The sequence below is a fragment of the Stappia sp. TSB10GB4 genome (assembly GCF_900185745.1).
Lineage (GTDB): Bacteria > Pseudomonadota > Alphaproteobacteria > Rhizobiales > Stappiaceae > Stappia.
In genome coordinates this window covers 1-13433 of record NZ_FYAV01000051.1, presented here as the reverse complement: position 1 = coordinate 13433, position 13433 = coordinate 1, and the positions used below count along the sequence as shown (strand labels likewise).

At 66.9% G+C, this 13433-nt stretch carries 9 protein-coding genes; 6 read left to right on the top strand and 3 right to left on the bottom strand.

Annotated elements, in window-relative coordinates; genetic code table 11:
- Position 1 precedes the first annotated feature (1 nt).
- A complete protein-coding gene (putA, locus tag TSB10GB4_RS12765; RefSeq protein WP_186396075.1) occupies positions 2-3145 on the bottom strand; it encodes a bifunctional proline dehydrogenase/L-glutamate gamma-semialdehyde dehydrogenase PutA in 3144 nt (1047 codons plus the stop codon).
- A 155-nt stretch (positions 3146-3300) separates the two neighbouring features.
- Here putA and TSB10GB4_RS12760 point away from each other — a divergent pair, with 155 nt between their 5' ends.
- The 4 genes from TSB10GB4_RS12760 (at position 3301) to TSB10GB4_RS12745 (ending at position 7546) form a co-directional block, all read left to right on the top strand.
- Positions 3301-3786 (top strand): Lrp/AsnC ligand binding domain-containing protein, encoded by a 486-nt coding sequence (locus TSB10GB4_RS12760; RefSeq protein WP_244570902.1) that lies wholly within the window; start codon positions 3301-3303, stop codon positions 3784-3786.
- 106 nt (positions 3787-3892) lie between these two features.
- On the top strand, positions 3893-5140 hold the full coding sequence (locus tag TSB10GB4_RS12755; RefSeq protein ID WP_244570901.1) for an ABC transporter substrate-binding protein: 1248 nt from the start codon (positions 3893-3895) through the stop codon (positions 5138-5140).
- A 34-nt stretch (positions 5141-5174) separates the two neighbouring features.
- Positions 5175-6857: an ABC transporter permease gene (locus tag TSB10GB4_RS12750; RefSeq protein ID WP_186396073.1), complete on the top strand. Its 1683-nt coding sequence runs from the start codon at positions 5175-5177 to the stop codon at positions 6855-6857.
- Positions 6854-7546 (top strand): ATP-binding cassette domain-containing protein, encoded by a 693-nt coding sequence (locus TSB10GB4_RS12745; protein ID WP_186396072.1) that lies wholly within the window; start codon positions 6854-6856, stop codon positions 7544-7546. Before TSB10GB4_RS12750 ends, TSB10GB4_RS12745 begins: the two co-directional genes overlap by 4 nt.
- Here TSB10GB4_RS12745 and bfr read toward each other — a convergent pair.
- Together bfr and TSB10GB4_RS12735 are read right to left on the bottom strand one after the other, a co-directional pair.
- A complete protein-coding gene (gene bfr / locus TSB10GB4_RS12740; RefSeq protein ID WP_186396071.1) occupies positions 7504-7989 on the bottom strand; it encodes a bacterioferritin in 486 nt (161 codons plus the stop codon). The two genes, TSB10GB4_RS12745 and bfr, sit on opposite strands and share 43 nt — an antisense overlap.
- Complete coding sequence (locus tag TSB10GB4_RS12735; RefSeq protein ID WP_186386286.1) at positions 7979-8212, bottom strand: bacterioferritin-associated ferredoxin; 234 nt, start codon at positions 8210-8212, stop codon at positions 7979-7981. Before TSB10GB4_RS12735 ends, bfr begins: the two co-directional genes overlap by 11 nt.
- Positions 8213-8915: 703 nt before the next feature.
- On the opposite strand from TSB10GB4_RS12735, the gene TSB10GB4_RS12730 reads away from it, so the two are divergent.
- The gene (locus tag TSB10GB4_RS12730; protein ID WP_186396070.1) at positions 8916-10631 is read left to right on the top strand and encodes a methyl-accepting chemotaxis protein; all 1716 of its coding nucleotides are present in this window, start codon (positions 8916-8918) and stop codon (positions 10629-10631) included.
- 198 nt (positions 10632-10829) lie between these two features.
- Positions 10830-13265, top strand: coding sequence for a methyl-accepting chemotaxis protein (locus TSB10GB4_RS23655; protein ID WP_208984751.1), 2436 nt, complete (start codon positions 10830-10832; stop codon positions 13263-13265).
- The last annotated feature ends 168 nt before the right edge of the window (positions 13266-13433 follow it).

The following is a 13433-nucleotide window of genomic DNA, read 5'->3' as shown; positions in this document are numbered from 1 at the left end:
CTCAGTCTTCCTCGGCCATGGCGATCAGGCTGGCATTGCCGCCGGCCGCCGCCGTGTTGATCGAGACGACCTGCTCCAGCGCGAAGCGGCCGAGATAGGCCGGGCCGCCGGCCTTCGGACCGGTGCCGGACAGGCCGGAGCCGCCGAAGGGCTGGGTGCCGACCACCGCGCCGATGGTGTTGCGGTTGACATAGACATTGCCGACCGACAACCGGTCGACCACGGCCGCCACCGTCGCGTCGATGCGGCTGTGCACGCCGAGCGTCAGGCCGTAGCCGGTCGCGGCGATGGTCTCCAGCATCTTCGGCAGGTCGGATGCCTTGTAGCGCACCACATGCAGGATCGGGCCGAAAGTCTCCTTGGTCAGTGCATCGGGCCGATCGAGCTCCACGATATGCGGCGCCACCCAGGTCCCACGCGCCAACGCCCCGCCGGGCGCCTCACCCGCATAGAGCAGCTTCTGGGTGCGGCGCATCTCCCCCACATGCGACAGCAGACGGTCGCGAGCATCGAGGTCGATCACCGGGCCGATGTCGGTGGCCGGATCCGCCGGATCGCCGAGCGACAATTCGCTCGCCGCGCCCTTCAGCATCTCGAGCTGCTTGTCGGCCACGTCCTCCTGCAGGTAGAGCAGGCGAAGCGCCGAGCAGCGCTGGCCGGCGGAGCGGAAGGCCGACATCATCACGTCGTCGCAGACCTGCTCCGGCAGCGCCGTCGCGTCGACCAGCATGGCGTTGATGCCGCCCGTCTCGGCGATCAGCGGCACGATGGGACCGCGTTTGGCCGCGAGCGTCCGGTTGATCGCCCAGGCCGTTTCGGTCGAGCCGGTGAAGGCGACGCCGGCAACGCGCGGCTCGGCGACCAGCGCCGCGCCCAGTTCGCGCCCGCCGGGCGCCAGCAGGAACACATCCTCCGGCACGCCGGCGGCATGGATCAGCTTTGCCGCCTCGAAAGCGATCAGCGGCGTCTGCTCGGCCGGCTTGGCGATCACCGCATTGCCGGCCAGCAGCGCCGCGGTGATCTGTCCGAGGAAGATCGCCAGCGGGAAATTCCACGGCGAGACGCAGACGAAGACGCCGCGCCCGCGCAGGCGGTAGCGGTTTTCCTCGCCGGTCGGTCCGGGCATCAAGGTGCCTTCGCCAAACTGCTTCACCGCCTCGGCGGCGTAGTAGCGGCAGAAGTCGACCGCCTCGCGCACCTCGGCAAGGCCGTCGGGCAGGGTCTTGCCGGCCTCGCGGGCGAGCAGCGCCATCAGCCGCGGCGTCTCCGCCTCCAGCAGGTCGCCAAGCCGGGCGATGGCCGCCGCCCGCTGGTCGACAGGCGTGCGCGACCAGCGCGCAAAGCCCTTGAGGCCCGCGTCGAACATCGCCGAGACGTCGTCGGGCGTCGCCTCGCGCACGGAGCCGACATGGGTCGCGCCATCGATCGGCGACAGGACCGAGCGCTCCTTACCGCGCGCCTCCACGCCCGGATAAAGCGGGCCCGCCCCCTCGACCATACGAGGCGCCTTCGCCATCTCCTCGACCAGCCGCGAGCGGTCGCGGGCAAGGCCGAACTCCAGGCCTTTCGAGTTGTTGCGGCTTTCCCCATAAAGCGCGGCCGGCAGCGGGATCTTCGGATTGCAGGCGCGGGTGCCTCCGGTCAGCAGATCGTGCGGGCGGGCAAGCAGCCGCGAGATCGGCACGGAAGCATCGCCCACCGCCGAGACGAAGGACGAGTTGGCGCCGTTTTCCAGCAGGCGGCGAACCAGGTAGGCCAGCAGATCGCGATGGCCGCCGACGGGCGCATAGATGCGGCAGGGATGCCCGTCGCGCTCGGTCACGGCCTTGTAGAGGCTCTCGCCCATGCCGTGCAGGCGCTGGAACTCGAAGCCGCCCTCGTTGCCGGCCATGGCGATGATCTGCGCGACCGACAGCGCGTTGTGGGTGGCGAATTGCGGATAGATGCGGGCTCGCGCGCCGAGCAGCGCCCCGGCGCAGGCGAGATAGGAGAGGTCCGTTGCCGCCTTGCGGGTGAAGACCGGGAAGTCCTCCAGCCCGCGCTCCTGCGCGCGCTTGATCTCGGTATCCCAGTAGGCGCCCTTGACGAGACGCACCATGAAGCGGCGATCGAGCCTCTCGGCGAGACCGATGATCCAGTTGACGGCGGCGAGCGCCCGCTTCTGGTAGGCCTGGATGGCAAGACCGAAACCGTCCCAGCCGGCAAGCGAGGGATCGGCCGCAACGGCGGCGAAGATGTCGAGCGAGATCTCCAGCCGGTCGGCTTCCTCCGCGTCGACCGTGAAGTTGAGATTGTGGCGCTTGGCCGCCTGGGCGAGCTTGAGCAACTGCGGCACTAGTTCGTCGCGCACGCGCGTACCCTTGACCGCCTCATAGCGCGGATGCAGCGCCGAGAGCTTGACGGAAATGCCCGGGCGGGCGGGCAGTTCGCCCTTGCCGGCCGCCGCGCCAATCGCCTCGATCGCATCCGCATAGGAGCGGAAGTAGCGCTCGGCATCGCCGGCGGTGCGGGCGCCCTCACCCAGCATGTCGTAGGAGTAGCGGTAGCCCTTGGCTTCCTGCCCCTTCGCCCGTGACAGGGCGCCCTTGATGGTCTCTCCGAGCACGAATTGGTGGCCGAGGATGCGCATCGCCTGGCGCGTCGCTGCGCGCACCGCCGGCATGCCCATGCGCTTGACCAGGGCGGCAAGGATCGTATTGGGCTGCTCGCCCGGATGCAGCAAGCGGGAGGTGACGCCCAGCGCCCAGGAGGAGGCGGAGACCAGCCAGGTGTCGGATGCGCCCCCTTCCGATTCGTCGAAGCGGGCGGCGGCCAGCTTGTCCTCGATCAGCTTGTCGGCGGTCACCGCGTCCGGCACGCGCAGCAGCGCTTCGGCCAGCACCATCAGCGCCAATCCCTCGCGGGTCGACAATCCGTATTCGCGCAGGAAGTCCTCGACGCCGCCGAGACCGCCGATCGCCGAGCGGATCGACTGGATGTAGCCGGAGGCGATGTCGTCGATCCGCGCCTCGGTCGCCTCGTCGAAGGCGATCTTGCCCAGAAGACCGCGAACGGCGCTGTCGTCGGAGGGCGCGAAGGGAGCGCGGAACGGAGAAAGATCGGTCTGAGACAGCGCGGCGGGCGCGCGTTCCGGGGCAGAGGTCATGACGACTCCAGATCGAAGGCATACGCTCGCGGCGGATCCTGCGACCTGCCGCTCCACTCCCCGAACAAGCCTCGTTCTTCGGAGATTTTCGTATTATACTGCCGGATACGCCGTGAATTTCGGCAAAGATTGGCAATCATAATGGAATTTTTCCTGTGAAATCCGAAACTGCCGTGCAATCCACGGGTCTAGACCGCATCGACCGCCGCATCCTCGAAGTGCTTCAGGTCGACGGCCGCATCACCACGACGGATCTCGCCGCAAAGGTCAACCTCTCCCCCACCGCGACGGCGGAACGGATGAAGCGGCTGCTCCGCGAGGGATATATCCTGCGCTTTTCCGCCGAACTCGATCCGCTCCGCCTCGGCCAGGGGCTGCTGGTGTTTCTCCAGGTCAAGCTCGACCGGACGACGCCGGACGTGTTCGACGCCTTCGCGCGGGCGGTGAAGCGGGTGCCGCAGGTGCTGGAATGCCATATGGTCGCCGGCGGCTTCGACTATCTGGTCAAGGCGCGCGTCTCCGACATGGCGGCCTATCGCAAGCTGCTGGCCGACGCCGTCCTCGATCTTCCCGGCGTGCGCGAGACGCACACCTACGCGGTGATGGAAGAGGTCAAGGACACGCATGTCCTGCCGCTCTAGGCGCGATGCGGACGAACACGGCAGCGGCAACAGCGTCACGAAGCCGTGTGTTGACCGTCATTGCAGGGGCTTGCGACACAATGCGAAACGGGAAGGGGGACTCCACATGACCGACACTCGCCTGCTGCCGCGGCTGATGCGCGGCGCCCTGCTGGCCGCCACGCTCGCCCTGCCGCTGACGGTCGCAACGGGCCGCGCCGCGGAGGCCGTCGACCCGGCCGCCTGGAACGAGGTGCTGGCGCAGGCGAAGGGGCAGACCGTTTACTTCCACGCCTGGGGCGGGGAGCCGCGCATCAACGCCTATATCGCCTGGGCCGGCGAGCAGGTGAAGCAGCGGCACGGCATCACCGTGGAACAGGTGAAGGTGGACGACACCGCCAATGTGGTCGCCCGCATCGTCGCCGAGAAGGCGGCCGGCAAGGACAGCGGCGGCGCTGTCGATCTCGTGTGGATCAACGGCGAGAATTTCCTGTCGCTGAAGCAGTCGGGCCTGCTGATGACGCCGGGCTGGGCAACGAAGCTCCCCAACTGGCCGCTCGTCGATGTGGAGAACAAGCCGGCGGTGGTGACCGATTTCACCGAACCGACGGACGGGCTGGAAAGTCCCTGGGGCATGGCCAAGCTCGTCTTCATGCACGACACGGCGACGCTGCCCGAGCCGCCGAAGACGCTCGCCGCCTTCGCCGAGTATGCGAAAGCCAATCCCGGACGCTTCACCTATCCGCAGCCGCCGAACTTCCATGGCTCGACCTTCCTGAAGCAGGTGCTCGCCACCACCATCGCCGACCCCGACAAATTGTCCCGCCCCGTCGACCCGGCAACTTTCGAGGCCGATGTCGCCCCGCTCTTCGCCTATCTCGACGACCTGCATCCGAACATGTGGCGGCAGGGTCGATCCTTCCCGCAGAACCAGCCGGCCCTGCGCCAGTTGCTGGCCGACAGCGAGATCGACATCGCCTTCACCTTCAATCCCGCCGGCGCCTCCGCGGCCATCGCCGCCGGCGAACTGCCGGACACCGTGCGCACCTTCGTGCTGGACGGCGGCACCATCGGCAACGCTCATTTCGTCGCCATTCCGTTCAATGCCAGCGCCAAGGCCGGCGCCCTTGTCCTCGCCAACTTCCTGCTGTCGCCCGAAGCCCAGGCGCGCAAGCAGGATCCGGCGATCTGGGGCGATCCGACCGTGCTCGCGGTGGAGCGGCTGGAGACGGCTGAGCGGGAGCGCTTCAACGCGCTCGATCTCGGCATCGCCACCCTGTCGCCGGAGGAGCTCGGGCCGGTGATCGACGAGCCGCATGCCAGTTGGATGGTCGAACTGGAGCGCGCCTGGACGGCCCGCTACGCCTCGCAGTGACCGCGCGACGCGCAGAGCGGCGGGCGCAGCACATATGCTGAAGCTCGCCCCGGCGCTCACGCTTGCCCTGATGCTGGGGCCGGTTGCGGCCGGGCTCTTCGGAACCCTGCTGCCGGCGGCCGGTTATGTGCCGGCGCTCGGCGGCACCGCGATGTCGCTGGAGCCGCTGCGCCTGCTGCTCGGCCAGCCCGGCATCGGCCAGTCCGCGCTGCTCTCGCTCGGCACCGGCCTTGCCGCGACGCTCGGCGCCTTCACGGTCGCGGTGCTGTTCACCGCCGCCTTCGAAGGCAGCCGCTTCTTCCGGCTGCTGCGCCGGCTGCTCTCGCCGCTGATGGCGGTGCCGCATGCCGCCGCCGCCTTCGGCCTTGCCTTCCTCATCACCCCCTCAGGCTTTGTCATGCGACTGCTGTCGCCCTGGGCCACCGGCCTCCAGCGCCCGCCGGACCTGCTGATTGTCGGCGACCCGCTTGGGCTGACGATGACGCTCGGCCTGATGGCGAAGGAGATCCCGTTCCTGTTCCTGATGCTCCTTGCCGCCCTGCCGCAGGCCGATCCCCTGCGCAGCCGGAGGGTGGCGGCAAGCCTTGGCTATGCGCCCGTCGCCGGCTGGCTGACCACCGTCTTGCCACGCGTCTATCCGCAGATCCGTTTGCCGGTCTTTGCCGTCCTTGCCTATGCCACCTCCGTCGTCGATGTGGCGCTGATCCTCGGGCCGACCACGCCGCCGCCGCTCGCCGTGCGGCTGACCGGATGGATGAACGATCCCGATCTGTCGCTGCGCTTCATGGCTTCGGCCGGCGCATTGGCACAGCTTGGCCTCAGCCTTTTCGCCATCGTCCTGTGGATCTGCGGCGAGCGGCTTGCCGCGATGCTCGGCCGCCGCTGGATCGAGGGGGGACGGCGCAGTGCGGCGGAACGTCTGACCCCCGCCCTGTCGGGAAGCGCGATGGCGCTGCTGGCCGCCGCGACGCTTGCCGGCCTTGCACTGCTGGCCCTGTGGTCGGTGGCCGGCCCCTGGCGCTTTCCCGATACGCTGCCCCATCACCTGACCTTTCGCGCCTGGACGGCGCACGGACAGGCAGCAGGCGATGCCATCGCCACGACGCTCGCCATCGCCCTGCCGGTCATCGCAGTTGCCGTCGTGCTCGCCCTTGCCTGCCTGGAGAACGAGACGCGCGAGGGGCGGGCGGTTCAGCATCGTTCGCTGCCACTGCTCTATCTGCCCCTGATCGTCCCGCAGATCGCCTTCCTGTTCGGGCTCCAGATCCTGTTCCTGATGGCCGGGCTGCACGATACGCTCCTTGCGGTCGCACTCGGCCACATGGTCTTCGTCCTGCCTTACGTCTTTCTGGCGCTGTCCGATCCCTGGCGCGCGGTCGATCCGCGCTACGGCCATATGGCCAGTGCCCTCGGCGCCTCGCCGGCCCGCAGCTTCTGGCGGGTGAGGCTGCCGCTCGCACGCAAGGCGGTGGCGACGGCGGCCGCACTCGGCTTCGCCGTTTCCGTTGCGCAATACCTGCCGACCCTGTTGATCGGCGGCGGCCGGGTGTCGACGGTGACGACGGAAGCGGTGGCGCTCGCCGCCGGCGGCAACCGGCAACTCATCGGCCTCTATGGCCTGCTGCAGATGCTGCTGCCCTTCGCCGCCTTCCTGCTCGCGGCGGCGATCCCCGGCGTCGCCCATCGCCGACGCGCTGACGGCGAGGCCGCTGCATGACCGATGCCCTCGTTTTCGACCAGGTCCGCATCGTGCTTGCCGGGCTCGCGTTGATCGCTCTCGACCGGAAGATCTCGCCCGGCGAGGTGCTGACGGTGATGGGACCCTCCGGCATCGGCAAATCGACCCTGCTCGCCTATGCGGCCGGTTTCCTCGACCCGGCCTTCAGCGCGCAGGGACGGGTGCTGTCCGGCCCCCTCGACCTCACCCGCCTGCCGCCGCATCGGCGACGCCTCGGGCTGCTGTTCCAGGACCCATTGCTGTTTCCGCATATGAGCGTTGGCGAGAACATCGCCTTCGCCCTGCCCGCAGATCTGCGCGGCCGCGAGCGGCGACGGGAGGCGGTTGCCAAAGCGCTTGCCGATGTAGAGCTTGCCGGCTTCGAGGCGCGTGACCCCACCACCCTGTCCGGCGGCCAGAAGGCGCGAGTCGCCTTGATGCGGGTGCTGGAATCGCGGCCACGAGCGCTCCTGCTGGACGAACCGTTCTCCCGCCTCGATGCGGCGCTGCGCGACCAGATCCGCAGGCTCGTCTTCGACAAGGCGCGCGCGCGCGGCCTGCCGGTATTACTCGTCACTCATGACCGGACCGATGCGGAGGCAGCCGCCGGGCCGGTGCTGGACTTCGGCAGCCCCTCCGCCACCGATCAGCCGACCGCGTCGGCGGCCTCCGACTGCAGCAGCCCATAGCGCTCGATGCCGATCTGCTCGATCAACTGGAGCTGCGTCTCCAGATAGTCGATATGCGCCTCCTCATCGGCCAGAAGGTCCTCGAACAACAGCTTGGAAACGTAGTCACCCGCAGCCAGCGAGACCTCGCGCGCCTCCTTGTACAACGCCCTTGCAGAATACTCACCTGCAAGATCCGCTTCCATCACATCCTTCAGCGACTGGCCGACGCGCAGCGGGTCGAGGCTCTGCATGTTCGGAAAGCCGCCGAGAAAGAGGATCCGCGCGATGAGCCGGTCGGCATGCGCCCGCTCCTCCATCGACTCCTCGAGTTCCTTCGCAGCCAGCTTTGCATAGCCCCAGTCGTCGAGCATGCGGTGATGCAGCCAGTACTGGTTGACGGCGGTCAATTCGTGCCGCAGCGCCTTGTTGAGATAGTCGATTACCCTGGCATCACCCTTCATCGCTGCTCTTCCCCGCTGTCGACGACGTATCCTTGTCCGCCGGTGCTTCCTCGTGAATGATCGGTATGACGGTGCTGAAACAGCTACCGCAACGCGGGCGCTTGCCGAGCGCGCGAAACACCGCACCCGGCGTCACGACCACGCGGTCGGGCCCGGACTGCAGTTCGCGCGCGGCCTTGCGTAACTCCTTGTCCGTCAGGACATTGCAGGAACAGACGATCACGGCGGGTCCCGACCGGCCTCATCGACCGGCCTTTCTCATAAAGTTGAATTTTCGACACTACATATGGGACAGTCCGGTGCGATGCAAACCCGTTGCGTCGAAAGCTGCTGCGCATGGCTGCCCCTCGGCGAGCCGGCGCCGTCACCGCCGGGTCTCATGTCGCGGCTCTCCTTCAGTGCCCGCACACGCTGCCCGGCACAAGAGCCAAGGACAGGCGCAACATGTGCCGCGCTCATCCCTGCAACATACGCGGCAATCATTCCGCCACGCACGGCTGGCCTTGCAAGGATCGACCAGCCTTCCAGAATTTCGTCCGCCGGCAATGTTCAATATATCGAAAATACGGCAAGAAATGCCCCCAAGCGCCAGCGAAACTCGCAGGAAATTACAAATGAAACTCCATCTCCACCTGAAGTTTACCAAGAGTTAGTCAGATTGACCTATACCCTACCAGGAAACGCGCCCAAAAATCCGCTGCCGGCAATCGGCCTGGCGGATCCCCCGGGTTCCGGTCTGGCATTGCCAGCAAGACATGATCGATACTGAGCCTTGCGTCGAAATCCTCGCGCAGGACAAATTCTCTCTTCGCTTAAAACTGATATAAACAAGAAATTCCTCCGGTAACCACAATTTTACACTTTTACAACAAGCAATAATACTGATGAATTTACGCGGAAGAACTCCGCAAAGAGGAAGACAAACCATGACCCTGCTCTCGCGACTCAACCTGGTTTCAATCGTCTCGATGGCGGCAGCGCTTACGGTGGTGCTTGCTCTGGGAACTGTCGCAACCGTCATCTACCTGGTCATCGCCGATCGGATCACCCATGACGCCGTGACTCGCCAGGACGCGAGCCTGCGGATTGCCGCGACGATCGTCGGCCGCGACATGCCGGGCACCTCCGTGACCTGGGGATCGGACGGCAATGTCAGTCGCGTGGTCATGGAGAGTATTCCCGACGAGGTTTCCGACCACACGATGATCGATACGATCGGGCGCATGACTGGCGAAACGGTCACCGTGTTCAAATGGGATCCGGAGAGCCGCGACTTCTGGCGCAAGACCACCAATGTCATCAAGCCGGATGGAGATCGGGCCGTCGGCACGCCGCTCGGCAAGACCGGCGCGGTCTATCCGATCGTCACCCAAGGCCGGACCTTCCGCGGCGAGGCGGTGATCCTGGGAACGCCCTATTACACGATCTATGAGCCGATCTATGCGCCGGGCGGCGACATCACCGGCATCCTCTATGCCGGCGTGCGCAAGTCGACGATCAATGCGCTGATGGACTCGGTCACCAGCCAGATGATGATCGCCTTTTTGCCCATCCTCGTTCTCGCCGTCGGCGGCATGGCCCTGCTGACCCGCCGTCTGCTGAAGCCGATCCCGCAGCTTTCCGAAGTGGCTCATCGCATCGCAGATGACGATCTGGCGGTGGAGGTTCCCTATACGGACCGCAAGGACGAGATCGGCCAGCTCAGCGGCGCCATCGATGTGCTGAAAGCGCGGGCGATCGAGCGTCAGGGCCTCGCCGCAGAGCGCGAAGCGTCCGCCAGCGAGAGCCATCGCCGCCAAAGCGAGATGGAAGCCCTGATCGCGGATTTCCGGGACAAGGTGCAGACGCTGATCGGGACGGTGAGCGCGACGGCGAGCGGGCTGGACGAGACCGCGCGGGCGCTCTCCTCCTCGGCCCAGGAAAGCGCCGAGCGCGCCAGCGAGACCACCCAGGCAAGCTCGATCGCCACCGACAGCGTCCAGACCGTCGCCAGCGCCGCCGAGGAACTCTCCGCCTCCATCGCCGAGATCTCCCGGCAGGTCGGCCAAACCACCCAGGTCGTCGATCAGGCGACCCAGGGCACCCGCCAGACCAACGAGAAGGTCGCCGGCCTTGCCGCCGCCGCCAACAAGATCGGCGAGGTCGTCTCCCTGATCCAGGCGATCGCCGAACAGACCAACCTCTTGGCGCTCAACGCCACCATCGAGGCGGCGCGGGCGGGCGAGGCCGGCAAGGGCTTCGCCGTCGTCGCCGCCGAGGTCAAGGAGCTCGCCACCCAGACCTCCAAGGCGACCGAGGAGATCGGCGCCCAGATCGCCGCCATCCAGGGCTCGACCGGCGAGGCCGTCGCCGCCATCGGCGAGATCGCCCAGATCATGCAGGACGTCAACGGCTACACCGCATCGATCGCCTCCGCCGTCGAGCAGCAGGGCGCCGCAACCAGCGACATCTCCCGCTCGGTCCAGCAGGCGGCCGAGGGCACCGGCGCCGTCACCCGCAACATGGAGTTGCTCGCCAATACCGTCGACAGCACCTCCTCAGCCGCCGACAACGTCCTCGACGCCTCAGGCGCCATGAGCCGCAACACCGATGCCCTCAGGCATGAAATCGACAGGTTCCTCAGCCGCGTGGCCGCTGCCTGAGTCGTTTGTCGGAGCTCCGCCGGACCTGCCGACGATTGTATCCGATGATGTGCGGCGCGCCCCGACCGGGCGCGCCGCTTCTGTTCAAGCCTCTGGAATCGCTTAGGTTGTTTTCTGGAAAAAATTCCCCATGATTTTACCGAAGATTCACGGACGGCTGCCTAGGGTTCCACAACGAACGGGTGTGGAGGATTATTGATGTCCCGGCTGTTGGGCCTGATTGGCAATCTCGGATTTGCCGCCAAGATCGGTGGTGGCTTTGCAATCGTGCTGCTTCTTGCAGCCGTACTCGGCGGTGTCGGCACGATGGCCATCGGCGGCCTGACGCAGCAGATGGACACGTCACGAATCGCAACTGGCGTTGTCGCCAGCCTGCAGGAAGTTTCGGCGGCGCGGGAGACGTTCCTCCAGAGCCGCCAGACGGAAGACGCTACGAAGATGGAGGCCGAGGTCGGCGCTCTGGCCCGCCAGTTGGAAGCGCTGCGCGCCTCCGTCGCAGGCGATGCGGCCGCCGGCCGTGCGGTTGACGCGGCGATCCAATCCGTTTCCGTGATGCGCAGCAACTTTGCCAATGTCGGCTCGGAGATCGGCCGCCAGCAGGAGCTGTCCGGTGAACTGGCGGCGTCCATCGCCCGCCTCGGTGATCTGTCCAATCAGATCAACGGCGACATGCAGATCGTCCGGCGCGATGCCAAGCGCGAAAGCCTGCGCGCCGCAGCAACCCGGCGGAAGGCGGATGACATCATCCGCTTCGTCGTGGCGCTGCGCGAGGAAGCGCTGCGCACCCAATACCTGTTCCTGCGTTCGACCACCTCGACGACGTCGGGCCTGCTGGAAGAAGCGATCGCGGAAGCCGGAAAGCTTGGCGACAATGCCCGTGCCCTGACCAACGCCCGCGTCGACGGCGTCGACCAGGCCAGCGTCGAGCTGCTGGCGGGCCGCGCCACCGAACTGCAGGAGCAGTTCACCCTGCTTGCCGGGACCACGTCCTTCGCCGATGTTCACCGGCTGCGGGCACAGATCAACAAGACGCTGGAGGACATCGTCCTCGCTGCGAAGGACGTCCAGACCTCCGCCTACAAGGCGATCGACGCCGTCCAGCAGGAAGTCCAGGCCCGCGACATCGCCTTGATCAAGGTCGATCTGGTCTCCGCCAATGCCAGCGACCTGTCCAAGCAGGCGCTGAACGTCAAGGCGACGACCCTCGGTTTCATGTCCGGCTTCGGCACCATCGAGGCCGACAGCGTGCTGCGCGACATTTCCGAACTGAGCTTCGTCGCCGGCACGCTTGCCGCATCGGCCAGCCAGTTCCCGGAAGTGGCCGAAAAGGTGCAGCTCGCACAGGCCGAGATCGACAGCTACCGCAACTCCTTCGAGAATATGCTCAACAGCCTTGGCGCGGTTCGCACCTCCTCGGGAGAACTGGCCAGCGTCACTGCCGACATGCGCCGCCAGATCACCTCGCTCGCCAGCGAGCAGGCTGATCGGGCCGCCAATTCAGGCGCTGCCAGCTTCTGGACCATCGTGGTGACCCTGGCCAGTGTCGTCGGCCTCGGCGTCGCCGTCGCCATCGTTCTGTCGCTCGCCATCACCCGCCCGACGCGCCGCCTGACCGCGGTCATGGGGCGCCTTGCCGAGGGCGATACCGATGTCGAGATCGACGGCACGGAGCGCGGCGACGAAATCGGCGCCATGAGCCGGACGGTCGAGGTGTTCCGCGACAATGCCCGCGAGCGTGCCCGCATGCGGGCCGAGCAGGAGCGCGAGCAGCAAGCCGCTGCCGCCCGGCAGGCCCGCGTCGACGAGCTGATCGGTTCCTTCCGCGCTCAGGTGCAGGAATTGCTGAGCTCGGTCGGCGACACCGCCGCCGGGATGGAGGCGACGGCCCGCGATCTCACCCGCATCGCCAGCGAAAGCGCCGGGCGCGCCGAAGAAACCACCCGGGCCAGCGGCGCGGCCACCCAGAACGTGGAAAGCGTCGCGACGGCGGCCGAGGAACTCGCCGCGTCGATCGCCGAGATCGCCCGGCAGGTCGGCCAGACCACCGAAGTCGTCAACCAGGCGACCCAGGGCACCCGTCAGACCAACGAGAAGGTCGCCGGCCTTGCCGCCGCCGCCAACAAGATCGGCGAGGTGGTGACCCTGATCCAGGCGATCGCCGAACAGACCAACCTGCTCGCCCTCAACGCCACCATCGAGGCGGCGCGGGCGGGCGAGGCCGGCAAGGGCTTCGCCGTCGTCGCCGCCGAGGTCAAGGAGCTCGCCAACCAGACCTCCAAGGCGACCGAGGAGATCGGTGCCCAGATCGCCGCGATCCAGGGCGAGACCAAGGAGGCCGTGGAAGCGATCGCCGCGATCACCCAGACGATGCAGGAGGTCGACAGCTACACCTCCGCCATCGCCGCGGCCGTCGAGCAGCAGGGCGCGGCGACCAACGAGATCTCGCGCAACGTCCAGAACGCGGCCGAAGGCACGACGTCGGTCACCAGCAACATGGGCGAGTTGGCCAATGCGGTCGCCGAGACCAATGCCTCGGCCGACATGGTGCTGGTCGCCTCCGGCGATGTCGGCGAGAAGACCCGCCAGTTGCGCGGTCAGATCGACAGGTTCCTCAGCGATGTCGCTGCGGCCTGATCCAACCGAACATTGACGCCTTCAACACGAGCACCCCGCCGTTTTTTTTCCGGCGGGGTGTTTTGTTTGGGATGTGGGTCTGTTTGAGGGTTTCGGGGTTTCAGGTTTTGAGTTTTGCGACGGCGCGCTTGGCCATGACGGTGATGAGGTTTGCGCGGTAGTCGGCGG

What these genes read in the sequence shown, in the direction of transcription:
- bfr (WP_186396071.1), bottom strand. Translation starts at nt 7,989, where the DNA reads ATGAAGGGTGATGCCAGGGTAATCGACTATCTCAACAAGGCGCTGCGG.
- TSB10GB4_RS12755 (WP_244570901.1), top strand. Translation starts at nt 3,893, where the DNA reads ATGACCGACACTCGCCTGCTGCCGCGGCTGATGCGCGGCGCCCTGCTG.
- TSB10GB4_RS12730 (WP_186396070.1), top strand. Translation starts at nt 8,916, where the DNA reads ATGACCCTGCTCTCGCGACTCAACCTGGTTTCAATCGTCTCGATGGCG.
- TSB10GB4_RS12745 (WP_186396072.1), top strand. Translation starts at nt 6,854, where the DNA reads ATGACCGATGCCCTCGTTTTCGACCAGGTCCGCATCGTGCTTGCCGGG.
- TSB10GB4_RS23655 (WP_208984751.1), top strand. Translation starts at nt 10,830, where the DNA reads ATGTCCCGGCTGTTGGGCCTGATTGGCAATCTCGGATTTGCCGCCAAG.
- TSB10GB4_RS12750 (WP_186396073.1), top strand. Translation starts at nt 5,175, where the DNA reads ATGCTGAAGCTCGCCCCGGCGCTCACGCTTGCCCTGATGCTGGGGCCG.
- putA (WP_186396075.1), bottom strand. Translation starts at nt 3,145, where the DNA reads ATGACCTCTGCCCCGGAACGCGCGCCCGCCGCGCTGTCTCAGACCGAT.